This window comes from Variovorax sp. LARHSF232, from assembly GCF_052871435.1.
In genome coordinates this window covers 143,690-166,399 of the sequence record NZ_JBIXJS010000010.1, presented here as the reverse complement: position 1 = coordinate 166,399, position 22,710 = coordinate 143,690, and the positions used below count along the sequence as shown (strand labels likewise).

The 22,710-nt window shown below is 66.3% G+C and carries 20 protein-coding genes and 1 pseudogene; 13 read left to right on the top strand and 8 right to left on the bottom strand.

Annotated elements, in window-relative coordinates; all coding sequences use genetic code 11:
* Positions 1 to 86 precede the first annotated feature (86 nt).
* On the bottom strand, positions 87 to 746 hold the full coding sequence (locus tag ACIPRI_RS22340; protein WP_446623678.1) for an RluA family pseudouridine synthase: 660 nt from the start codon (positions 744 to 746) through the stop codon (positions 87 to 89).
* Positions 747 to 1,229: 483 nt separating this feature from the next.
* Here ACIPRI_RS22340 and ACIPRI_RS22335 point away from each other — a divergent pair, with 483 nt between their 5' ends.
* The 4 genes from ACIPRI_RS22335 to ACIPRI_RS22320 all read left to right on the top strand — a co-directional run bounded on the left by ACIPRI_RS22335 (position 1,230) and on the right by ACIPRI_RS22320 (position 5,356).
* Entirely contained in the window at positions 1,230 to 1,481 is a 252-nt protein-coding gene (locus ACIPRI_RS22335) for a hypothetical protein (protein ID WP_446623677.1), read from the top strand.
* Between the two features lie 103 nt (positions 1,482 to 1,584).
* Positions 1,585 to 2,769, top strand: coding sequence for an ABC transporter substrate-binding protein (locus tag ACIPRI_RS22330; RefSeq protein WP_446623676.1), 1,185 nt, complete (start codon positions 1,585 to 1,587; stop codon positions 2,767 to 2,769).
* A gap of 121 nt (positions 2,770 to 2,890) precedes the next feature.
* Positions 2,891 to 3,133: a hypothetical protein gene (locus ACIPRI_RS22325; RefSeq protein ID WP_446623675.1), complete on the top strand. Its 243-nt coding sequence runs from the start codon at positions 2,891 to 2,893 to the stop codon at positions 3,131 to 3,133.
* A gap of 30 nt (positions 3,134 to 3,163) precedes the next feature.
* Positions 3,164 to 5,356, top strand: coding sequence for a phosphocholine-specific phospholipase C (locus ACIPRI_RS22320; protein WP_446623674.1), 2,193 nt, complete (start codon positions 3,164 to 3,166; stop codon positions 5,354 to 5,356).
* A gap of 141 nt (positions 5,357 to 5,497) precedes the next feature.
* Here ACIPRI_RS22320 and ACIPRI_RS22315 read toward each other — a convergent pair whose 3' ends face one another.
* The gene (locus ACIPRI_RS22315) at positions 5,498 to 5,764 is read right to left on the bottom strand and encodes a winged helix-turn-helix transcriptional regulator (protein WP_446623703.1); all 267 of its coding nucleotides are present in this window, start codon (positions 5,762 to 5,764) and stop codon (positions 5,498 to 5,500) included.
* Positions 5,765 to 5,902: 138 nt separating this feature from the next.
* Here ACIPRI_RS22315 and ACIPRI_RS22310 point away from each other — a divergent pair, with 138 nt between their 5' ends.
* Positions 5,903 to 6,463 carry a carboxymuconolactone decarboxylase family protein gene (locus ACIPRI_RS22310; RefSeq protein WP_446623673.1) on the top strand — a complete coding sequence of 187 codons (561 nt, stop codon included), beginning with the start codon at positions 5,903 to 5,905 and terminating at the stop codon, positions 6,461 to 6,463.
* A gap of 18 nt (positions 6,464 to 6,481) precedes the next feature.
* Here ACIPRI_RS22310 and ACIPRI_RS22305 read toward each other — a convergent pair whose 3' ends face one another.
* Positions 6,482 to 7,153 (bottom strand): hypothetical protein, encoded by a 672-nt coding sequence (locus tag ACIPRI_RS22305; protein ID WP_446623672.1) that lies wholly within the window; start codon positions 7,151 to 7,153, stop codon positions 6,482 to 6,484.
* Between the two features lie 165 nt (positions 7,154 to 7,318).
* On the opposite strand from ACIPRI_RS22305, the gene ACIPRI_RS22300 reads away from it, so the two are divergent.
* Complete coding sequence (locus ACIPRI_RS22300) at positions 7,319 to 8,068, top strand: hypothetical protein (RefSeq protein ID WP_446623671.1); 750 nt, start codon at positions 7,319 to 7,321, stop codon at positions 8,066 to 8,068.
* A 7-nt stretch (positions 8,069 to 8,075) separates the two neighbouring features.
* Here ACIPRI_RS22300 and ACIPRI_RS22295 read toward each other — a convergent pair whose 3' ends face one another.
* Entirely contained in the window at positions 8,076 to 9,374 is a 1,299-nt protein-coding gene (locus ACIPRI_RS22295; RefSeq protein ID WP_446623670.1) for an aminotransferase class V-fold PLP-dependent enzyme, read from the bottom strand.
* Between the two features lie 125 nt (positions 9,375 to 9,499).
* Between ACIPRI_RS22295 and ACIPRI_RS22290 the strand changes: the two genes are divergently transcribed.
* Positions 9,500 to 10,417, top strand: coding sequence for a LysR family transcriptional regulator (locus ACIPRI_RS22290; RefSeq protein ID WP_446623702.1), 918 nt, complete (start codon positions 9,500 to 9,502; stop codon positions 10,415 to 10,417).
* Positions 10,418 to 10,438: 21 nt separating this feature from the next.
* Here the strand turns inward: ACIPRI_RS22290 and ACIPRI_RS22285 are convergent, their stop codons facing one another.
* Both ACIPRI_RS22285 and ACIPRI_RS22280 read right to left on the bottom strand, forming a co-directional pair.
* Positions 10,439 to 11,332 (bottom strand): amino acid ABC transporter substrate-binding protein, encoded by an 894-nt coding sequence (locus ACIPRI_RS22285; RefSeq protein WP_446623669.1) that lies wholly within the window; start codon positions 11,330 to 11,332, stop codon positions 10,439 to 10,441.
* Positions 11,333 to 11,492: 160 nt separating this feature from the next.
* A complete protein-coding gene (locus ACIPRI_RS22280; protein WP_446623668.1) occupies positions 11,493 to 12,428 on the bottom strand; it encodes a LysR substrate-binding domain-containing protein in 936 nt (311 codons plus the stop codon).
* Positions 12,429 to 12,544: 116 nt separating this feature from the next.
* Here ACIPRI_RS22280 and ACIPRI_RS22275 point away from each other — a divergent pair, with 116 nt between their 5' ends.
* The 5 genes and pseudogenes from ACIPRI_RS22275 (at position 12,545) to ACIPRI_RS22255 (ending at position 17,661) form a co-directional block, all read left to right on the top strand.
* A complete protein-coding gene (locus ACIPRI_RS22275) occupies positions 12,545 to 13,396 on the top strand; it encodes an FAS1-like dehydratase domain-containing protein (protein WP_446623667.1) in 852 nt (283 codons plus the stop codon).
* A 28-nt stretch (positions 13,397 to 13,424) separates the two neighbouring features.
* A complete protein-coding gene (locus ACIPRI_RS22270) occupies positions 13,425 to 14,585 on the top strand; it encodes an acyl-CoA dehydrogenase family protein (RefSeq protein WP_446623666.1) in 1,161 nt (386 codons plus the stop codon).
* 13 nt (positions 14,586 to 14,598) lie between these two features.
* A complete protein-coding gene (locus ACIPRI_RS22265) occupies positions 14,599 to 15,780 on the top strand; it encodes a CaiB/BaiF CoA transferase family protein (RefSeq protein ID WP_446623665.1) in 1,182 nt (393 codons plus the stop codon).
* A 30-nt stretch (positions 15,781 to 15,810) separates the two neighbouring features.
* Positions 15,811 to 16,793 (top strand): annotated as a pseudogene (locus ACIPRI_RS22260) (tripartite tricarboxylate transporter substrate-binding protein).
* A 7-nt stretch (positions 16,794 to 16,800) separates the two neighbouring features.
* Positions 16,801 to 17,661, top strand: coding sequence for an HpcH/HpaI aldolase/citrate lyase family protein (locus ACIPRI_RS22255; RefSeq protein WP_446623664.1), 861 nt, complete (start codon positions 16,801 to 16,803; stop codon positions 17,659 to 17,661).
* A gap of 39 nt (positions 17,662 to 17,700) precedes the next feature.
* Here ACIPRI_RS22255 and ACIPRI_RS22250 read toward each other — a convergent pair whose 3' ends face one another.
* Positions 17,701 to 19,431 carry a tannase/feruloyl esterase family alpha/beta hydrolase gene (locus ACIPRI_RS22250; protein ID WP_446623663.1) on the bottom strand — a complete coding sequence of 577 codons (1,731 nt, stop codon included), beginning with the start codon at positions 19,429 to 19,431 and terminating at the stop codon, positions 17,701 to 17,703.
* Positions 19,432 to 19,557: 126 nt separating this feature from the next.
* On the bottom strand, positions 19,558 to 21,579 hold the full coding sequence (locus ACIPRI_RS22245; protein WP_446623662.1) for a TonB-dependent receptor: 2,022 nt from the start codon (positions 21,577 to 21,579) through the stop codon (positions 19,558 to 19,560).
* A 231-nt stretch (positions 21,580 to 21,810) separates the two neighbouring features.
* Here ACIPRI_RS22245 and ACIPRI_RS22240 point away from each other — a divergent pair, with 231 nt between their 5' ends.
* A complete protein-coding gene (locus ACIPRI_RS22240) occupies positions 21,811 to 22,710 on the top strand; it encodes a LysR family transcriptional regulator (RefSeq protein WP_446623661.1) in 900 nt (299 codons plus the stop codon).

Genomic DNA, 22,710 nt, shown 5'->3' with positions numbered 1-22,710 from the left:
AGTCTCCTCGCGAGGCACTATAGGTGCGGCGCGCCGCGGGCGGCAGTCGTGGCGCTACGGTCGGCGCTCCGTAGTGCTACGGAGCGCTACGGAGCGATATCGGCGCCGCCGAAGGGTGCCGCGCTCTCGAAGCGCAAGGCTTGCTGCGTGAAGGGGTGGACGAACGCCAGCGCGGTGGCATGCAGCAAGAGCCGCGGCGCACGCGCCTGTGCCGCCTCGCCGGCATACAGCATGTCGCCCAGGATCGGGTGGCCGATGTGGGCCAGGTGCACGCGCAGCTGGTGCGTGCGGCCGGTCTGCGGGGCCAGCTCCAGCTGGGTGGCGTTTAGCTGCGGCAGTGCCTGCTTGACGCGCCAGCGGGTCAGGCTGGGCTTGCCGCTCACCGGGTCGATCACGCGCAGCGGGCGGCGCGGCCAATCGGCGGCGATGGGGGCGTCGATCTCCTGCCACTGGCCATTGCCATCGTCCGGCAAGAGGCCGTCGACCACCGCTTCGTAGCGCTTGTCGACCTGCTGCGTCGCAAAGGCGTGGCTCAGCGCGCGCTGCATGTCGGCGCCGCGCGCCATCAGCACCAGGCCGCTGGTGGCCATGTCCAGCCGATGCACCACCAGGGCATCGGGCCAGCGCTGCAGGGCACGGCTGCTCAGGCAGTCCTGCTTGTCGGCCCCGCGGCCGGGCACGCACAGGAGGCCGGAGGGTTTGTCCAGCACCAAGAGGCCGGCATCTTCGTGAATGAGTCCAAGCAAGGGCGAAATCTGTATCGGGAATGAGGCACGGAGCGTAACCTGGGTCCTCCCGCCAGAGGATGCGCAGAGGGCGGGAGCGCCGCATGATGGTGCTCTCCGGCGCGGCCTGAGGGCGAGCACTCCAACATGACAAGCGTGCGACAGCCCGGCCCCGCTGGGGACTTCCATCCCTGTCATCGCTCGGCCATCCGACATGTCTAGTCTTCCGCCCGGTGCGACGTTCTTCGCGCCACGATCCACTGCCACATCTCGTCTTTCCGCCCCGGTCATGAGCTCTTCCGTCGTCCATCGCGTCCTGTCCACCACCGCCCTTGCCTGGCGCCTGGTGGACCCTTTGGGAAAAGGCCCCGCGCCTGCCGGCAAGTAAGCGCTGGCCTCGATTGGGCCCTCTAACACCGACGGTGGCATGGGGCTTTGTCACACTTCGACAGACCCTCCGGCCGCACAATCGCGCCTCCATAGGCGTCGTTGGAAGGAGGATCCATGAACGCGATCAAGCGTGCCCGCAGGTTCATCGAGCAAAGCCCGCAGGACAAGTCCGCCCTGGTGCTGTCGCGCCTGGTGCTGGCGCTCGAGACCGAGCACAGCTTCGAGCTTGCCGAACTCTACGAGCTCGACCTCGAGATGTTCGATCTGGCCATCGACATCCTGAAGGAATGGCGCTTGGACCGCTACTACGCGGGCAAGGCCAAGCTGTTCGACTTGTCCTTGCAGGTCACCGAATTGCAGCCCTGACGGCGCTCGAAACCCGCTGAAACCCGCTGTGTGTGACTTGCGTCACGCGCACCGGGCAGGCTTACTCGGTTCTGTCATGTAGCGCACGCAGCATGCGCGGCGCATGAAAAAGAACTCACTCGCCGCAACACCCACCCCTTTTGCAGCCGTGCAGCGGCGCCAACTCTTGCGCGGCATGGCAGCCGCGGCGGGCCTGGCCTCGATCTGCGCAGCCCCTTTGCGCCATGCCGCCGCGCAGGCCCGTCCGGCCGACGCCGGCGTGATGCGCATGACGCAACTCCTGGACATGTCGCCAGACCAGCAGCAGCTGTCGCGCGACTACGCCACCGGCATCCGCCTGGCCTTTGCCGAGCTGAAGAAGAGCAACATGGCGGTGCCGCTCTTGTCCACCGTCGAAACCGACGGCAGCGCCGCCGCGGCGCGCAGTGCCCTGCAAGCCATTCGCGACGACCCGGCGCAAGTGGCCATCCTGGGCACGGCGGGCGAGGGCCTGGCGCTGGCGAGCCTGACCGAATCGGCGCAGCTCAAGCTGGACATCGCGCATGTCGCGCCCTGGCTGGCCGACCCGCAGATGGACCACAACCCGCGCCTGTTCGCGCTCTTTGCCTCGCGCGAGGAGCAGATCCGCTACGTGCTCAAGACCCTGTCGGTGGTCGGCGTGACCGAGCTGGGCCTGGTCTATCCAAGCCAGCAGCATGCCGACACCCTGCAGGCCGGCATGGCGGTGATCGCCAGCCGCCTGCAGCTGAAGACGCGCAGCCTGGTCATTCCCAAGGGCCAGGACATTGCCGGCTACGCGGCCAAGCTGCCGGCCAGCGCGCCCTTCTTCCTGATGTTCATGGGCGGTGCCATCGAGCTGGCGCTGTTCACCCAGGGCCTGGGGCAGAAGAAGATGCAGCGCTACGTGCTGTGCCTGTCGGACGTGGACAGCAACACCTTCATGCAGCTCAACCCGGGCAAGTCGGTGCCGGTGATCTTCACCGACGTGGTGCCCAACCCGCACACCAGCAAGCTGGCGGTGGTGCGCAACTACCGCAGCGCGCTGCAGCGCCTGTTCGACGAGGCGCCGACGCCGGTGAGCCTGGCCGGCTACCTGGCCGGACGCTACGCCGCCGCGGTGCTGGCCGGCGCCGGACCGGGCGCGACGCGCGCCCGCGTACTGGCCGAGTTCCAGCGCCGCCGGCCGCTCGAACTCGACGGCTGGCACCTGGCGTTCAACCCGCAGGGTCGGGCCAGCAGCTTCGTCAGCCAGACCATGTTGAATACACGCGGTAACTTCGTCGGCTGACGGCGCCCGATTCACCGCGCTGTCACGGCGCATCCCTAGCCTCCCGGACTTCGACGCGCCCAGGGCCCACCTGGGTGCGCCGTCGACCACGCCTTCACGGCATTTCCGAGGAGTACCCACGATGCGATCCACTGCCAGCCCAAGCAGTTTCTCTTTTTCACTTTCATCCCTGGTCCGTTCGCCGCGCGCTCTGATCGCGGCGGTGTTCGTGCTCGCCCTGGCCGCCTGCGGCGGTAGCAGCGGCGGTGATGGCACGGCAAGCACGTCCACCTCGGGCAGCGCCAAGCCTGACGCCAGCACCAGCACCAGCAGCACCACGCCGTCCAGCAACAAGGACGACGGCGAAGTCCGCTACGCGCCCTGAACACCCACGCCACACGAGGAGGACCACTTCATGACCAACGACCGCCGCAAATTTCTGCAGCAAACCGGCATGGCCGCTGCCGCCATCGCCGCCTTTCCGCCCAGCATCCAGCGCGCGCTGGCCATTCCCGCCCACAACAAGACCGGCACCATCCGCGATGTGGAGCACATCGTGATCCTGATGCAGGAGAACCGCTCCTTCGATCATTACTTCGGCACCCTGCGCGGCGTGCGCGGCTTCGGTGACCGCTTCACCATTCCGCTGCCACAGGGCCGCAACGTCTGGCAGCAGAACGGCACCAACGGACAGCCCGTGCTGCCCTATCACCTGGACGGCAACACCGGCAATGCGCAGCGCTTTTCCGGCACGCCCCACAGCTGGGCCGACGGCCAGGCCGCCTGGGACGGCGGCCGCATGGAGCAGTGGGTGCGCTACAAGACGCCGGCCGCCATGGGCTATTTCAAGCAGGCCGAGCTTCCCTTCCAGTTCGCGCTGGCCAATGCCTTCACGATCTGCGACGCCTACCACTGCTCGATGCACACCGGCACCAACTCCAACCGCATGTTCCAGTGGACCGGCACCAACGGCCCAAGCGGCGCCGGCGTGGCCACGGTGAACAACGAATGGGACGGCATGGACAGCTCGGCCAAGGGCTACGAGTGGAAGACCTATCCCGAGCGCCTGCAGGAAGCCAAGGTGAGCTGGATGGTCTACCAGAACATGCCCGACAACTTCGAAGACAACCCGCTGGCGGGCTTCAAGAAGTACCGCCTGGCCAACGAGGCCTCGGGCAAGCCGGTGAGCAACAGGCCGGAGCTCTCGCCGGCCTACGACCCGGCCAGCGACGATGTCGGCAATCCGCTGTACAAGGGCATTGCCAACACCATGCCGGGCCCGCTGGGCGACGCGAACGCCTATCTCCAGACCTTCCGCAACGACGTCAAGAACGGCAAGCTGCCGCAGGTGTCCTTCCTGATCGCTCCGGCCACCTACTCCGAGCACCCCGGTCCCTCGAGTCCGGTGCAGGGCGCCTGGTTCATCCAGGAGGCGCTGGATGCGCTCACCGCCGTTCCCGACGTGTGGAGCAAGACCGTGCTGTTCGTCAACTTCGACGAGAACGACGGCTACTTTGACCACGTGCCTTCGCCCTCGGCGCCGGCGCTCAACGCCGACGGCACGCCCGCTGGCAAGACCACCATCCCGGCCGCCGACCTGGCCTTCGAGTACTTCAACCATCCCAAGCCGCCGGGCACCACCAGCCAGCCGCTGCCCGATGGCCGCGTCTACGGCCCCGGCGTGCGCGTGCCGATGTACGTGATCTCGCCCTGGAGCCGTGGCGGCTGGGTCAACTCCGAGGCCTTCGACCACACCTCGGTGATCCGCTTCATCGAGAAGCGCTTCGGCGTGAAGGAGCCCAACATCGGGCGCTTCCGCCGCGCGGTGTGCGGTGACCTGACCAGCGCCTTCAACTTCGCCAACCCCAACAACGAGCCGCTGCCCTCGCTTGCAGGCCGCAAGACCAAGTCGCAGGCCGACCAGCTGCGAGCCGAGCAGCAGCTGATGCCCAAGATCCTGCCCCCGGCCAACCCCATGCTGCCGGTGCAGGAGAGCGGCACCCGGCCGTCGCGCGCGCTGCCCTACGAGCTGCACGTGAGCGCCCGCACGCGCGAGCGCCAGGGCGTGGTTCGCCTGGTGTTTGCCAACAGCGGCGATGCCGGCGCGGTGTTCCACGTCTACGACAAGCTGCACCTGGACCGCCTGCCGCGCCGCTATGCGGTGGAAGCGGGCGAGAAGCTGGACGACGACTGGGACACCCTGGCCGACGCCGGCCTGTATGACCTGTGGGTGCTGGGCCCGAACGGCTTTCACCGCCACTTCAAGGGCGACCTGAACCGCATTCGCCCGGGCGGCGCGCCGCAGCCGGAGATCCGCGCCGGCTACCACCCGCGCCGCGGCGAGTTGCACCTGAAGCTGCGCAACGAAGGCGAGCGCGACTGCACCTTCACCATCACCGCCAAGGCCTATCGCAACGACGGCCCGTGGGTGGTGAAGGTCAAGGGCGGCGAAGATGCCGAGAAGCGCTGGAATCTGGACGCCAGCGGCCAGTGGTACGACTTCGAAGTCAGCTGCGATTCGGACACGGCCTACCTGCGTCGCCTGGCCGGCCGCATCGAGACCGGCCGCCACACGGTGAGCGACCCGGCCTTCGGCCAGCCCTTCTGAAGCGAACTTGGCCGACCGGCGATTCGGATAGTTCCCACGCGCTGGTCGGCCCGGAAAACCTAGGATCGGATTGCGGTCGTACTGTCTGCAACCGAATCCTCGACCGCTTTTCAGCTCCACCTGTGCGGTGGAGCTTTTTTGTCAACGCACCGCGGCCTTCCACTGGCGTGCCCAATTGATCATGGGCATCAGCGCCGCGTACAACTTGCGCCCCTCGTCGGTCAGCCGGTAGCCGCCTTCGTCATGTTCGACCAGGCCGAGCGCCCGCAACTCGGCCAGTCGCGTGTTCAACAGGCTCGAGTTGGTTTCGCAGGCCTCCTGCAGCGCGCGAAAAGTCAGATGCTCGGCACGCAGCTCCCAGAGAATTCGAAGCGTGGACCGTCTGCCCAACAGGTCCAGCGCCACCATGATGGGGCGGCCGGTCTTGGAGCCACGAACCGGGGCGCCGATCTTTGGCGTGTTTGGAGTGGCCATGCTTTACTTTTCAGAGCGGCATCGATAGAGTCATCATGCTTTAGAAAATGTAGCAGACACCGGAGGCTCGCCATGGTTGCCCGCATCGCTCCCGCTGAACCGCCATTCGCTGAAGGAATCCAGTCTTCGCTCGATCGGGTGATGCGTGGCAGGCCGCCCCTGCGGCTCTTCACCACGCTCGCCCGAGACCCGCGCCTGTTCCAGAAGTTCTTCGCGGGCGGTCTGCTGGACCCTGGAAACCTGACGCTGCGCCAGCGCGAGCTCGTCATCGCACGCACCACGTCGCTGTGCAAGTCGGAATACGAATGGGGCGTTCACATCGCGCTGTTCGCGGCGCGGGCCGGCATCGACGATGCCCAGATCCTGTCCCTGGCGTGCGGGCGGCCGCAGGATGCCTGCTGGACCCATGAAGAGCGGCTGCTGCTCGCGCTGTGCGACATGCTGCATGCCGACTGCACGATCGATGACGCACTGTGGCAGTCGCTGGCATCGGCGTTCAGCGACGAGGCCATGCTCGAGCTGCTGATGCTGGCGGGCTTCTATCGCACGGTCAGCTACTTGACGAACGCGCTGCGCCTGCCGAACGAAGCGGGTTCGGCGCCGTTGCACAGCCTGCGATGCCAAGGAGGCTGACGCGGCCCGCCGTCATCCTCATTGGCCCGAAGCCACTTCCATCGACTCCCGCGCGCAATTGCCGAACTCGCAGCGCAGGACGACCTGCTGTCCGCTGCTGCTGCAGGCGACGCGGTAGCGCTCGAAGCCGGGCCCCTTGCTCTCGAGCACGGCGCGGGCGGAGTCCTGATGGCAGAAGCTCGACCGGGCGTAATGTTCGGCGACGTACGTGTCGCGGCCGCCTTGCTGCATGCCGGGCCCCGAACGCTGCGGCGGCGCCACGTAGGTGACGGTCACCTGAGGGTCGATGTTGCGGTAGCCTTTGCGGGCCATGCAGTTGACCAGGGTGCTTTGCTGCAGCTTGGCGCCTGCGGGTTTGGCGGTGGGAACTTCGTCGGCGAACTCCGCCGCGATGCTCGAAATCAGGGTCATGCCCACGAAGCCGAAGGGCACGAAGATCCCCACGCCCAAGAGGACCGCGTCGGCGATGTCGTTGCTTTCGCCCTTGAGCGGCATCACGCGCACGTTCGAAGCCACGTCGCGGCAAGCGGCCACGTCCGTGGCAAACGCGTCGGCATCCACGCCGTGCATGTCGACCAGGGGCGCGTACCCGGCGCCTGCCCCCGTCCCCGGCGTCGTGGAGGGGTGTTGTGTGGCGCAAGCGCAAACCAGCGCTGTCGCGCAGACGGATGCGAAGACCCTGCTACCCATGAATGCACTCCTGCCTGTCCCAAGCCAAGCGGGCTGCGATTTGAGCACACGTTTCGTTACCTGTGAACGGGAGGCGTCTCGCTTGCCCAACGCCGTGGCGCCAACTTAGTACCTTGGGCCTAGCATCGGCATTCCACGCCCTTGCCTCACTACACTGGCCCCCGAATGAGCCACAGCCCTCAACCGCAACATCGCGTGCGAGACCTCCTTGCTTCGTACTTCCGAAGTAGCGGCGATGCCATCCGCAGCCGCAGCGTGAGCGATGTTGTGCTGACAGGCACGCTCGACATCCCTGCGCCGCCTGCCCGTTTGGTGGCGGATTGGGAAAGAGAGACTTCCTCGCGCCTGGGCTTGGAGCCCGGAGACGTCGAGGCCTTGCCCTTGGCGCGAGCACGTGCACGCTGGCCGGCCTTGCGGCACTGCGTGCAGTCGGTGTCCGACTGGATACGCACGCTCGGCTTGCACGAGCCGCTGCTCGCCTCCAGCGACATCGCGCTGATGGCCTGCCGCGGTGCCAGGTACCACCATGACGGCGCGCAATACGGCGGCGCAGCGTTCTGCAATCTCTTCCTGACCGAAGACCGGGGACTGGATCTGCACTTTCCGTTTGCAGGCCATCGAATCCCTCTTGTCCGGGGGACAGCCGTGATCTTCGACACGGGCCAGCCCCACGCCGTCATCCCGCGCGGCAGCGAGGGCTTCGATGCGGCCGACTTCGCGCCCGAGCGCGAATGCATGCAGGTGTTCCTGACCTGGGAGCTGCCCATCGAAGATGTGCATGTCGGGCGCGCACTTCGAGTCGCCTTCGACGTCGATCCTTCGACCGCGTTGCAACTGGATGAAGAGCAGGTGCGGCTGAACGGCGCACCAGCCGTGGTCTGCGCGGATTCCGGGCGGTGGCGCGACGCTGACTGAATGAAGGTCAGGCCGCGGCTGCACCCGCGAACGCTTGGCTGATTTCGCGCGTTGTCTCCAGGAAGCGGTCGATGTCCGCGACGCCATGACAGTGCAGCGGCGACACGCGCACCGCGCCTTCGAGACCGAAGGAATCCAGCATCCGCTTCGAGTAGAGGCTGGTCGCGACCCGTTCATAGACGATGACCCCGCGCTTCTCGTATTCGCGCACAGCCTGGGCGTGCTCGAGCTTGTCAATGCCGATGGCGAGGATCAGGTCGCGCTTTGTCAGGTCTTCGTGGTCGAGGAACACGTTCACGTTGTCCATTCGGCGTAAGCCGGGCGTGCGCTCGTTGCCGTCGAGCATGCGCGAAAGCAGCGCGCGCTCATGCAGCTCGATGCTTCGAATGCCGGCGGCGAAGAGCGCCCGCCTGTCGCCGCCCGCGACGAAGTGGCTGCCGAGCCAGCAAACGTAGTTGACGACTTCGGTGATGACCGCAAACTGCCACGGCGCCGCGCTCCCCAGGTCCCAGAAGTCCCGCTTCTTGCCCGCCAGCTTGTGGTGCGGCAGCACCGACGCTCGCTCCGACAGCCAGGAAATGCCGGAGCCCCGGCAGCCAAAGAACTTGTAGGGTGCGATGTTGATGCCGTCCACGGGTGTGGACTGCAGGTCGATCAGTCCGTGTGGCGCGTGCTGCACCGCGTCCACGACGATGTAGAGATCCGGCTTGACGGCGCGTGCTTGTCGCACGATCTCCTGGATGTCGAGCTTCGCGCCCGAGATGTTGGATGCATAGATCACGCTCAGCACGGAGGTGTTGGCGTCGATCAGGCTGACGATGTCCTGCACGTCGACCCCGCCCGTGACCGGGTTTGACTTTGCGATCCGCAGTTCCTTGCCGAGCCGCTCGGCATAGAGGGACATGGCGTCAAACGAGGACGGGTGCTCCAGCACCGTCGTCACCATGTTCGTTCCGGGAACGTGCTCGGCGATCGCGCGGACCATATCGAACATCGCGCCGGAGGCCGTGAGCGACGCGTAGACGCTGCCGCCTTTGGCGTTCAGGATCGTGCGAACATCTTCGGTGCCCCGCGCTTGCACCTCCTGCAGATACAGCGCGAGCTCGTGGATGCGTTCTGGGCAATCCGGCAAGGCGTCGATGCGCGCCAGCGCGTCGACCGCTGCCTTGAGGCGGAACGACCCCCCCGCGTTGTCGAAGAAGAGCCGTTCGCGTCCGTTCATGTCAAGGTCGACGTAGTGGAAGCGGCCCTTGATCTCCTGCAGCAGCGCGTCGGAAAAGAGTTGGCCTTTATCGGTGTTGTTCATGTGCGGGAGCTCCTTGACGATGACGAATTTTCGAAGCAGTCATACATTTCTAAAAGCGATATTTTTCGATGAGATAAGATGAGCAAAAGCGCTTATTCAAGTTGCTCCGGGAAGCTGCTGCGATGATGACGTTCAAGCAACTCGAGGCCCTGTACTGGATCGGCGAGCTCGGCAGCTTCGCCTTGGCCGCTCACAAGCTGCATACCTCGCAGTCCGCGGTATCCAAGCGCGTGCATGAGCTGGAAATGGTGTTCGACACCGAGCTGTTCGACCGCAGCCAGCGCAACGCCCGCCTCACCGACAAGGGCGAAGAGATGTTCATGCTGGCAAAGAAGCTGCTCGAGCAGCGCGATGCCGCGGTCGAGCAGTTCAGCCGGGTCGATGTGATCGAGCGGCGCGTTCGCATCGGCATTACCGAGCTCACGGCGATGACCTGGTTTCCCCGGTGGGTCGAGCTGATCCAGGAGCACTACCCGAAGGTCACGTTGGAGCCGGACGTGGACAGCAGCATCAATCTGCGCGAGAAGGTGCTGGCCGACGAACTGGAGCTGATCGTCCTGCCCGACGCATTTGCCGATACGCGCATTCCCAAAAAGGCCATCGGCACCGTCGAAAGTGCCTGGATGTGCAAGCCGGGCCTCGTCAAGAATTCGAAGCCGATTCGCCTGCATGAGCTGGCCGGCCACCGCATGCTGATCCAGGGCGCCAAGTCCGGGACGGGGCTGCTCTACGACAGCTGGATGAAGGATTTGGGCGTTCAGCCTGCGAATGCCATCGTCGTTCACAACCTGGTGGCCTTGATCGGTTTGACCATCGCCGGCCTGGGCGTGAGCTATCTGCCCAAGAAGGCGGTCGGACAGATGCTCGAAGAAGGTTCGCTGGCGCTGCTCAAGGTGACGCCGGCCTTGCCCCCGGTCACTTATGTGGCCATGTACAAGGGTGAGCACCGAAGCTCGCTGCTGGCTTCGATCATCATGCTGGCTCAGGAATGCTGTGACTTCACTCGAATGTTCCAGGCGACGGGCAGTGGTGACGGCCGCTAGGCGAGCCGCGCCCTCGCAATCTCAAACGCCCTTGTTGTTGGGGTTCTTGTAGACCTCCTTGATCGCCTCGGTCATCGGAAAGTTGAGATTCGCGTTGGCCGGGGGGATCGGCTGGGTGAACCACTTGGCATAGATCTGCTCGATGGCGCCCGATTTCATCAGGCCCGTCACCGACTTGTCCACGAGCTCCTTGAATTGCGGATCGTCCTTGCGATACATGATGCCGTACGGTTCCTGGCGCAGCGATTCTGACGTGAGGATCCTGAAGTCGTCCGACTTGGGCGATGTGGCGATCAGGCCCGCGAGCTGTACATCGTCGAGGATGTAGGCCGCCGCACGGTCGGAGGCCAGGAGCAGAAAGCCGTCCGCCGTATCCTTTGCCGCGAGTTCCTGGACCTCGATGCTTCCGGACTTGCGATAGGCGCGCAGAAGCTGCACGCCGGTGCTGCCGGCAACCGTCGAGACTGTCTTTCCGTTGAGATCCGCCAGGGAGTTGATGCCGGAGTTCTTCTTGACGGCCGCCGTGATGCTGGTGACGAAGTGACTCGGCGCAAACGCCACCTGCTGTTGGCGCTGGACCGTGTTCGTGGTGGTTGCGCAATCGAGGTCGACGGTGCCGTTGGTCAGCAACGGGATGCGATTGGTCGAAGTCAGGATCGTGTAGCGAACTTCGAGATTCGGCATGCCGAGTTTGGCTTTGACCGCATCCACGATCTTCATGCAGATGTCAGTGGTGAAGCCGATCGGATCGCCGCCGCCATTGGGCTTGTAGGAGAACGGAATCTGGCTGTCGCGTCCCCCGATCGAAATAGCCCCACTCGCCTTGATCTTGGCCAAGGTGTCGCTTTGGGCCAGCGCGGTCGAACACAGCAGGGCGGCGCAGAGGCCGAAGGTTGCAGACAGTCGGGATTTCATGGGGGCTTCCTGGAAAAGTGGGCGGCGGCAGGCCGTGCCGCAAATTCTGGAAGTGCTGAACGTTTTCCAAAAGCGATTTATTTTCATTAACTATGACGAAATAAAGTAACCTAAATCCCCTCCGCAGGGGCGGATGTCAGCTTCCCCCCCGCCTGGCGACTCAGCCGCCGTTCTTGCCGACCCAGCGCCCCGGCCAGGCCCGCGACAGCACCATGCTCTGGATCACCTCCTGCGTCAGCGCGGTGACCGCCGCGCTGGCCAGCGTGGCGGGCCGCGTCACGCTCGTCGCGCAGACCACGCGCCGCAACATGCCGGGGCTGTCTATCTTTGCCGCCAGCAGCTTCCCCGCCGCGATCTCCTGCGCCACCGAGCCCAAGGGCAGGATCGTGCTGCCGATGCCTTCTTCGGCGGCGCTCTTGACGCTGGGCAGCGAGTCGATCTCGGCCACCACGTCAAGCTGCAACCCGAGCGGTGCGCAGGCTTCATCGATGATGCGGCGCAGACCGTGCTCGCGGCTCGGCAGAACCAGTGGCCAGCGCGCGAGCTTGTCCAGCGTGAGCTTCTTCGGCAGCCTCGCAGCCTGGGCGCTGGTGACAAAGACGAGTTCCTCGTCGAGCAGCGCGCGCTTGGCCAAGCCGCTCTCTGGCTTGTCGCCGTACAGGATGGCGAGGTCGAGCCGGCCCGACTGCAGCCATTCGCGCAGGAAGCCGCTGTAGGCCTCGACCACCTGTAGCCGCACCTGCGGCAGGCGCTCGCGGCAGGCGCGCAGGATCGGCAGCGTGGCGCCCAGCGAAACCGTGGTGGGCAAGCCGATGGCCACCTCGCCGCTGGGCACCGATGCCGATTCGCGCACCACCAGCCGTGCGCGCTCGACGTCGGCCAGAACCACTTTCGCGTGCTCGAGGAAGGTCTTGCCACTGGCCGTGAGGCTCACGCCTTTGCTCGAGCGGTCGAGCAAGCGCACGCCCAGTTCGTCTTCGAGCGCGGACATCTGCTGGCCCAGCGCGGGCTGGGCGACGTGCAGCCTGGCCGAAGCCTTCAGCAGGCTGCCGGACTCGCTGACGCCGACGAAGTAGCGCAGTTGCCGAAGTTCCATGGGCTATCTCGATTACGTCTAGGTGATAGGCGCAATAAGTATTTCACAAATATCGGAGGCATCCCGACAATTTGAACCAGGCCATGGCAATGCCATGCGAATGAAGGAGACAAGTGATGAGCTTGGACATCGAACATCTGCGCACCTGGATCGGCCGCACCGAAACCATGGAAGACGTGGCCACGCTGGCACCGTTGCTCGCGCTGACCGCGACGCTGGACCGGGACGATGCCCCACAGGCCGGTGACGCGGTGCCGCCGTGCTGGCACTGGCTCTACTTCCTGCCCACCCACCGGCAGTCCGAAATCGGCGCCGATGGCCACGCCCGCCGTGGCGGCTTTCTGCCTCCGGTGCCGCTGCCCCGCCGCATGTGGGCCGGAAGCCAGATCGAATTTCTCGTGCCGCTGCGTGCCGGCCAGCCGCTGGCACGGCTGTCGCGCATCGACGATGTGCGCGTGAAGGAGGGCCGCACCGGACCGCTGGTATTCGTCAACGTGCAGCACGAGATCCGCGCCGATGGCGAACTGGCGATCCTGGAGCGTCACGACATCGTCTATCGCGGCATGCCGGAGCCCAGCGAGCCCGCGCCAGCGAGCGTCGCCGCGCCCACGGGCGAACAATGGTCGCGCCGCATCGAGCCCGACGACGTGCTGCTGTTCCGCTATTCCGCGCTGACCTTCAACGGCCACCGCATCCACTACGACCGCCGCTACGTGACCACGGTGGAGGGCTATCCGGGCCTGATCGTTCATGGTCCGCTGATCGCGACGCTGCTTCTGGACCTGCTGCGCCGCGAGTTGCCGCAGGCGCAGGTCAAGGCCTTCAGCTTCCGTGCCGTGAAGCCGCTGTTCGACATTGCCCCCTTCGAAGTTTGCGGCCGGCGCGAGGGTGGCGACAAGACGATCAGGCTGTGGGCCCGCACTGCCGAGGGCCACCTGGCCATGGATGCCAGCGCCACGCTGGCCTGAATGAAGAACGAAGAAGGAAGAGCCCACCATGTTCAACGAGCCCGACGACTACCAGGACATCCGCGATGCCGTGCGCCAGCTTTGCCGCGAGTACCCGGACGAGTACTTCCGCAAGATCGACGAACAGAAGGCCTATCCCGAGAAGTTCGTCGACGCGCTGATCGAGGCCGGCTGGCTCGCCGCCATGATCCCCGAGGAATACGGCGGCACCGGCCTGGGCCTGACCGCCGCCAGCGTGATCATGGAAGAGATCAACCGCTCGGGTGGCAACGCCGGGGCGGTGCACGGCCAGATGTACAACATGGGCACGCTGCTGCGCAACGGCAGCCAGGCGCAAAAGGACAAGTACCTTCCCGGCATCGCCGCCGGCAAGCTGCGCATCCAGTCCATGGCCGTGACCGAGCCGACGACCGGCACCGACACCACCAAGATCAAGACCACCGCCGTCAGGAAGGACGGCCGCTATGTGGTCAACGGCCAGAAGGTCTGGATCTCGCGCGTGCAGCACTCCGACCTGATGATCCTGCTGGCGCGCACGACACCGATTTCGGAAGTGAAGAAGAAGTCCGAAGGCATGTCGATCTTCATGGTCGACCTGCACCAGGCGGTCGGCAATGGCCTGACGGTTCGGCCGATTCCGAATCTGGTGAACCACGAGACCAACGAGCTGTTCTTCGAGAACCTGGAGATCCCCGAAGAGAACCTGATCGGCGAGGAGGGCAGGGGCTTCAAGTACATCCTGGATGGCCTGAACGCCGAACGAACGCTGATCGCCGCCGAGTGCATCGGCGACGGCTACTGGTTCATCGAGCGTGCCCGCAAGTACGCCAACGAGCGCATCGTGTTCGACCGCCCGATCGGCAAGAACCAGGGCGTGCAGTTCCCCATTGCCGACGCATTCATCGAGGTGGAGGCGGCCAATCTGATGCGCTTCGAGGCGGCGCGCCGCTTCGACGCCCACGAGCACTGCGGTGCCCAGGCCAACATGGCGAAGTACCTGGCGGCCAAGGCGAGCTGGGAGGCGGCCAACGTCTGCATGCAGACGCACGGCGGCTTCGGCTTTGCCAACGAATACGACATCGAGCGCAAGTTCCGCGAGACGCGCCTCTACCAGGTCGCGCCGATCTCCACCAACCTCATCTATGCCTACGTGGCCGAGCATGTGCTCGGCTTGCCGCGGTCCTTCTGAACGGGTTCAGGCCATGACGCGCCCTCTGGACGGCATCACCGTCGTCACGCTCGAGCATGCGATTGCCGCGCCTTTCTGTACCCGCCAGCTGGCTGACCTCGGGGCTCGGGTGATCAAGGTGGAACGCCCGGGCACGGGCGACTTCGCCCGCGACTATGACGAACGGGTCCAGGGCATGGCCTCGCACTTCGTCTGGACCAACCGCTCCAAGGAAAGCATCACGCTGGACGTCAAGCATCAAGAGGCGCAGAAGGTGCTGGCCAAGCTGCTCCAAGGGGCCGACGTGCTGGTGCAGAACCTGGCACCCGGCGCGGCCGCACGCCTGGGCCTGTCCTTCGAGGCGCTGCATGCAATGCACCCGCGCCTGATCGTCTGCGACATCTCCGGCTATGGCGATGACGGGCCGTATCGCGACAAGAAGGCCTACGACCTGCTGATCCAGAGCGAGTCCGGCTTCCTTTCCGTCACCGGATCGCATGCCGAGCCCGCCAAGGCAGGCTGCTCCATCGCGGACATCGCCGCCGGCATGTACGCGTACAGCAGCATCCTGGCCGCGCTCCTGCAACGGGGCAAGACCGGCAAGGGCAGCCGCATCGACGTCTCCATGCTGGAGAGCATGGTCGAGTGGATGGGCTTTCCGATGTACTACGCCTTCGAGGGTGCAGAGCCGCCCCCTCGCGCGGGCGCCGCGCACGCCACCATCTACCCCTACGGCCCCTTTGCCGCCGGCGACAGCGCCGCGGTGATGCTGGGCCTGCAGAACGAGCGGGAATGGGCGGCCTTTTGCAAAGTGGTGCTGTTGCGGCCGGAGCTGGCGGCCGACGAGCGCTATTGCTCCAATTCGCGCCGCGTCGCCAACCGTGATGCCCTGAGCGCGCTGATCCTTCGGACCTTCTCCCAGCTGACGGCCGAGCAGGTGGTTTCGCGCCTGGACGAAGCGCAGATCGCCAACGCGCGGGTCAACGACATGCACGGCGTGTGGCAACACCCGCAGCTCAGGGCGCGCGAGCGCTGGACGCAAGTGCCCACGCCCAACGGACTCATTCCCGCGCTGCTGCCGCCGGGGCGCACCGATGCCTATGCGCCGCGCATGGACGGGGTGCCAGGTCTTGGTCAGCACACGCAGGCCATCCTGGAAGAGATCGGGTGGCCGGCAGAGGCCATCGAAGCCATGCGGCGCGATGGCGCCATCTGATCCCCATCGACAAATCCACGGAGACAAAACATGAGAACTTGCATCGTCAAGGCCTGCGCGATCGTGCTGGCTGCATCCACCGGCACGGCGGGTGCCTGGGCGCAGACCTATCCGGCCAAGCCCATCACCCTCGTCGTGCCCTTCGCGGCCGGCGGCCCCACCGACGTGGTGGCACGCACCCTGGGCGCGGCCATGACCAGAACGCTGGGCCAGACGGTGGTGATCGAGAACAAGACGGGGGCAGGGGGAACGATTGCGGCGGCCTACACCGCGCGTGCCACGCCCGACGGCTACACACCTTCCTCATTCATCACAACGGCATGGCCACGGCGCCCGCGCTGTATCGCAAGCTCAGCTACAAGCCGCTGGCCGACTTCGAGTACGTGAGCCAGGTCATCGACGTTCCCATGACCCTGGTGGGCCGCAAGGACCTGCCCGCCAAGGACTTCAAGGAACTGATGGCCTACGCCAAGGCCAATGGGGACAAGGTCAATCTGGCGCATGCAGGCTTGGGCGCGGTGTCGCACCTGTGCGGCATGCTCTTGCGCCAGGCGATGGGCGTGGAGATGACCACCATTCCATTCCAGGGCACCGGTCCGGCCATGAATGCGCCGCTGGCCGGACAGGTCGACCTGCTGTGCGACCAGACCACCTCGACCACGCCCTACATCAAGGCGGGTTCGGTCAAGCTCTACGGCGTGACGACACCGGCGCGCCTGAAGACGCTGCCGGACACGCCCACGCTGGCCGAACAGGGCCTGAGTGCTTTCCAGGTGGTCGTGTGGCACGGCATCTATGCGCCCAAGGGCACGCCCAAGGATGCGGTGGAGAGCTTCGGCGCCGCCCTCAAGACGGCCCTGAAGGATCCGGCGGTGGCGCAGCGCCTGGTCGATCTGGGGGCGGTCATCCCGAGCGACGACAAGCTGACGCCCGCCGGCCTGCAAAGCTGGCTCGAGAAGGAAACCCAGCGCTACGCGCCGGTCATCAAGGCCGCAGGCCAGTTTGCCGATTGATTGATTGATGAGCACGCCGACCTCCCTGGCGGACGCCCGCAGCTTTCTCTTCGTTCCCGGCAATCGGCCGGAACGCTTCGAAAAGGCCGTCCGGAGCGGCGCAGATGCCATCGTGCTCGATCTGGAAGACGCCGTGCCGCTGCAGGACAAGGCGGCGGCGCAGTTCGCCATCGAAGCCGCCTGGCCGGCATTGCAGGCGATGCCTGTGCCCTTGGTGGTGCGCATCAACGCGCTCGAGCAGGCGCTTGGACAGGACGACCTGCGCTGGCTGGCGCGGCTGCTGCCGGCGCCGGCAGGTGTGATGGTGCCCAAGGCCGAATCCGCTACCGCATTGGCACGCGTGCGCTCTGGTCTGCCGGCGCTGCCGATACTGCCGCTGATCGAGAGTGCCGCGGGTTGGAGCGCCTTGCAGGAGATCTCGCGCGCAGGGGTGTTGCGCCTGGTCGTCGGACACATCGATTTCATGGCCGACACCGGATTGCTCTGCGGCGAAGACGAGGCCGAACTGGCGCCGCTTCGTTTTGCGGTGGCCATGGCGACGCGCGTGCAGCAGCTTGCGCCGGCCGTGGATGGCGTGACGGCGGCGATCCAGGACGATTCACGTTTGCGCCAGGACACGCGGCGTGCGCTGCGCTTTGGCTTCGGCGCCAAGCTGTGCATTCACCCGCGCCAGGTGGCCATCGTCCACGAGGTGCTGGCACCGACCGCGCAGGAGGTCGATTGGGCCCGCCGCGTGGTGGCGGCGGACGCCGCCGCGCTCGGCGCCGCAGTGCAGATGGACGGGCGCATGGTCGATCTGCCGGTGGTGCTGCAGGCGCGCCGGCTGCTGGTGCGGCACGCGGCCCAAGGGGCTAGACCCAGCGCCTGACGGCTGTGCGCCGTCGGACGCCACCATGCCCGCTTGCTGCTACCGGTTGGGCAACAGCAGCGCGCGCTGCGTCAATGCATTGCGGATGTGCAGCATGTCGCCGGCCTCGACCTCCACGTCCCTCGGCTTGGGCGTCTCGCAACTGAAGCTGGCAGCGCTGTTGATGTCGCCCTGGCCGTCATGAACGGCCTGGGCGGGGTACGGGCAGAGCGGCCGCTGGCGGCGCACGCCGCCGGTGGCGTCGAAGGCCGTGGCAATGATCTGCTCCGGCGCCACGCCTTGCTCCACCCACTTGATCACGGCGCTGACCACATGCGTGTCCGCCTTGCGAAAGGCCTTCGGCGGTTCGGGCGCTCCGCCGCCGATCGCGCTCGGCCCGGTGCTGCCGCCGCAGTGGCCCACCGCGGGCAGCATGAACAGGCGGTGGTAGTCGCGTACCTTGTGGCCGAAAGCGCGCGCCGTGGCTTCCACGGTCTGCGGCGACAGCTTGTCGATGAGCTTGTCGGCAACCCCTGGCGGCAGCGACTGCAGCCACTCGAACTGGGTGAGTGCGTAGTGATAGCCGATCGATCCGTCGGGCGTCACCACCGAGTCGTTCCAGCCGTGGTACTGGATGATCTTGCCGCCGCGACTGGTGAACGCGCGCAGGTCGGGGCTGGGCGCCGCGGTGATCGGCGTCAGCGCCTGCTTCACGACGTCGTACACGCCGGAAAAGTTGATGTCGCGCCGCCAGTCGAAGGGCGGGCTCTCGAGCGAATAGACGTAGTGCCCGATGAAAGGCCCATAGCCGCCGTTGTCGGCGAACAGCGGGCTCCAGTCGGCCTCGGAGCCCAGGCGCGCGCCGGTGTAGCGCTGCACGCCCGCTTCGCTCGTGGTGCCGGCGTACATGGCCTTGAAGACGGCGAGCTCTGGCGCGCTCAGCGTGCCGTCACCAGCCGGCCCCATGCTGTCGATGTCGAAGGTGCAGGCGCGCGGATTGGTGATCTGCGCGTCTGCCAGGCCGTCGGCCGCATCGCAAGCCTGCAGCACGCGCTGCGTGACCGCCTGGCGCTTGGCCGTGCTCACCGAGGGCGGCCCGAACGGGGCGCTCGGCGTCAGTTGCTTGCCCGTCCACAGCAGCCACATCAAGAGGTCGGGATAGAAGTTCGACGGTGCGCCGGCGACGATGCCGTCGAAGAGCTGCGGGTAATTCTGCGCCATCATCAGCGCCTGCCGGCCGCCGTTGGAGCAGCCCTCGAAGTACGAGTACTTGACCGGCTCGGCATAGAAGGCGTTGCTCAAGGCCTTGGCGGCGGTCGCCACCGAGTAGTGCGCGCGCAAGCCCCAGTCTTTGACCTTTTCCGGCCGGTTGAGCGTCCAGCTCGCCGACTCGCCGCCGTCGTGGCCCATGTTGCTGCCCGCGCTCACGATGCCGTCGGCCACGTCCTGTGCCAGCCTTGCATAGGGAACGGAGCCTGCATAGCCGCCGGTGCCGTTGACCTTCATTCGCTTGTCGGTCCAGTCGGCCGTTGTCGGCGGCAGCCACACCTCGAACTTGATCTCCGAATCGGACGAAGGCCGGGCAATGCCCTGCACGCGGCAGAACGGCACCGTGACCGAGGCGCCGCCGATGACCGCCGGCGGGCTGGTGAGCGTGGCAGACGTGATGGTCGAATCGGCGGTGGTGACGGCCGTCAGGCTGGCGCAGTCCCAGGCGGCCTGCGCCGTGCCTGCCAGGGCGGCAATGCCGAGGGCAAACGCCATTCGATGCACTTTGATGTCCGGATTCATCGCGATCCCTTCGTTCAATGCATTTCGCGCCTGCGGCACGGGGCCGCGAGTCTGCCGTGCCCGCTCGCTGCGCGCAAACGGGGTTTCTACGTAGCGACGTTTCGCGCTGGGGCCTGTTCACAGGCCCTAGAAGCTCACCCGCGCCGTGAGCTTGTAAGTGCGCGGATCCGCCACCGCCAGGATGCCGGACTGCGCGCTCGACCAGTAAGCCTTGTCGGCGATGTTCTCCACATTGAAGTACAGCGTGGTCGGCGCATTGCCGATGCGGGTCTCGTAGCGCATGCCGGCGTCCAGGCGGGTCCAGCTTGGCACGCGCTGCAGGTTGGCGCCGTCGACGAACTGGCTGGATGCGTAGTAGATGCCGCCATTGACATACAGGCCCGGCATGGCTGCGATGCGGTAGTCGGCGAACAGATTGGCGATCAGCCGCGACACGCCCACCGGCCGCTTGCCCTCGGTGGCCGGATCGCCGGTGTTGCTCACCGTGGGATCCAGCCACATGAGCCCGGTCACCAGCGACAAGTTGCTGGTCAGCCGGCCATTGGCCAGGAGCTCCAGCCCGCGATGGCGCTGCTCGCCGTTTTGCACATAGGCCAGCGAAACCGGATCGACATACTCCAGCGGCTTGCGCAAGTCGAACAGCGCCGCCGTGTAGAGCACGCCGCCGGTCTCCAGCTTGGCGCCCAGCTCGATCTGCTTGCTGACGATGGGCGGCATGAGCTGATTCTGGTTGACCGTGCCGAGCGGCGCGGTGCCACCGGGCTCGATGCCCTCGGCGTAGTTGAGGTACAGCATCGACGAAGCCGTCGGCTTGAACATCAGCGCGCCGATGGGCGAGGTCTTGGTCAGCGAACTGTTGTTGGCCAGCTCGCCCGACAGCGGGTTGTAGTTGTCCAGCGTCAGGCGCGCATGCCGCAAGCCCACCAGGGCCGACCACTGCTCGTTGAAGCCCACGATGTCGCTCGCCAGCAAGCTGTTGCTGCGGCTTTTCTGCGTCGTCGCCAGCGGCGTGTCGGGCGCGCCGATCGGCTCCGGCGAATCGATGGGCGCATAGATGTTGGTGGCAAACATGCCCAGCGGATTGTTCGTGCCGCTCTTGTTCTCGGTGTGGGTGCTGGCCGCCGCGAAGCTGAGCGCATGCGACAGGCCGCCCGTCTGCGCCTTGCCGCGCAGCGCCACTTGGGCCGTGTCGCCAACCGTCTTGCTGCCGCCGTCCTGTGCGCCGAACAGAAAGGCCGAGCCGTCCGCGGCGTAGATCTGGCCGAAGCGCGCCTCCTTGGTGTTGGGGCGCTCGTTGGTGCTGTGCAGGCCCTGCGCCGTCAGCGTCCAGTCCGGGGCCAGTTGCCAGTCGGCGCGCAGCCAGCTGTTGCTGCCCTTGACCTCGAAGTCGTCCCAAGGCTGCGCCACGTTCTGACGGCCGTTGTAGGCCGCCGGCACGTCGATGCCGGGCGCCAGCACGAAGAAGGGCTGCAAGGCCGGGTAGTGGTTGCGCGCGTAGTCGGCGCCGGCCGACAAGGTCAGCGCGCGGTTCACGCGCCAGTCCAGCGCCAGGCTGGCGGCCTGCTGCTCCCAGTCGGCATTCTTGGGCGCCTGCTCGCCGTCCTTGACGCCGACGTTGAGCCGCACGCCAAACTGCTTGCTTTCGCCAAAGCGCTCGCCAATGTCCAGCGCCAGGCTGCCGACGGTGCGCGTGGTCCAGCCGGCCGCAATGGAGCGGATGGAGCCATCGTCCGGCTTCTTGGGCACGAAGTTGAGCGTGCCGCCGAGGCTGGTGGAGCTGCCCAGGCCGTTCAGGAACGCGCTCGGGCCCTTGTAGATCTCGACGCGCTCGAAGCCGATCAGCTGGTAGCGCCCATCGCTCAGCGGCTGGCTGCCGGGCAGGCCGTCGTACAGGTAGCCGGCCGTGCCGAGGCTGAAGCCGCGCAGGGTGGTGAAGCCCACCGGCACGTTGCCGGTATTGGCCGAGGGGTCGTTCTTGAGGTAGTCGTTGTAGGTGGCAGCCTGCTGGTTGTCGAGCAGGTCGCGCGTCAGCACATTCACCGAGAAGGGCGCGTCCACCGGCTTCAGGTCACCCAGCACGCCCAGCGACACCGACGGCGGCCGGTACTCGCCGTTGCCGGCGCTGTCGCTGATGGTGAGGGCAGGCAACTCGGCGGAAGAGGGCGCCGCAGTGCCCTGCGCGTGTGCCCACTGGAGGGCGGAACAAAAAGCGAGGGACGCCGCCGAGGCCGCGCGAGGTCTGAAGTAGGGCATTGCCAACCACCTGGTCGAAATGAGGCGTTCGAGGGTTGGCTGGCTAAGGCCCGAACAAGGGCCTGGCTGGCTGCGCGCAGGATTTTAAGGGCCGGCGCCGCCATCGCCCCGCAGCACAATGAAGCCATGGATGGACTCGACCTCATCAAGACCTTTCGCGAAGTGGCGTTTCGGCGCAGCTTCTCCCGCGCGGCCCTGTCGCTTGGCATGTCGAAGGCAACCGTCAGCCGCTACGTGGCCGAGCTCGAGGAGCGCAGCGGCGTGCGCCTGCTCAATCGTTCGACCCGCTCGCTGAGCCTGACCGACGCCGGCGAGATGCTGCTGGAGCGCAGCGCGCAATTGGTGGCCATGGCCGAATCCACGCTGCACGACCTGCAGGCGCACGGCGCACTTCCCCGCGGGCGGCTGCGCATCAGCGCGCCGCATGGCCTGATCGCGGGCTGGCTGTCGGACGTGATCGCGCAATTCATGCGGCGCTACCCGGACGTGTACGTGAGCCTCGTGTTCACCAACGACGCCGTCGATCTCATCGCGGAAGGCATCGATATCCACCTGACTGGCGGACGCATCGATGACCTGAACCTCATCGTGCGGCGGCTGGCTCAGTTCGACCTGGTGGTCTGCGCGTCGCCCGCCTACTGGGCCAAGCGCGGCATGCCGAAGACGCCGGAAGACATGAGCCAGCACGACGTGCTGAGCTTCTCGGCCATGCCCACCACGCACCTGCCCTTCGAGACCGCGGGGCGGCAGTACGAGGTGGCGGTGCGCAGCCGCATGGAAGCCAACGATCCGCTCGCGCTGATCGAGCTGGCGCTGCGCGGTGCCGGCGTGGCCTGCGTGCCCGAGCCGCTGGTGCAATCGCATCTGGAACGCGGCGCCCTGGTTCCGGTGCTGCGCGAGCACATGCGCAGTGACCATTGGGTCTACGCGGCCTATTCGCAGCGTCGCCACAACAGCGCGGCAATGCGCGCGATGCTCGAGTTCCTCGAACAGTCGGCGGCCTCGGCCAGCAGCCTGGTGCAGTGA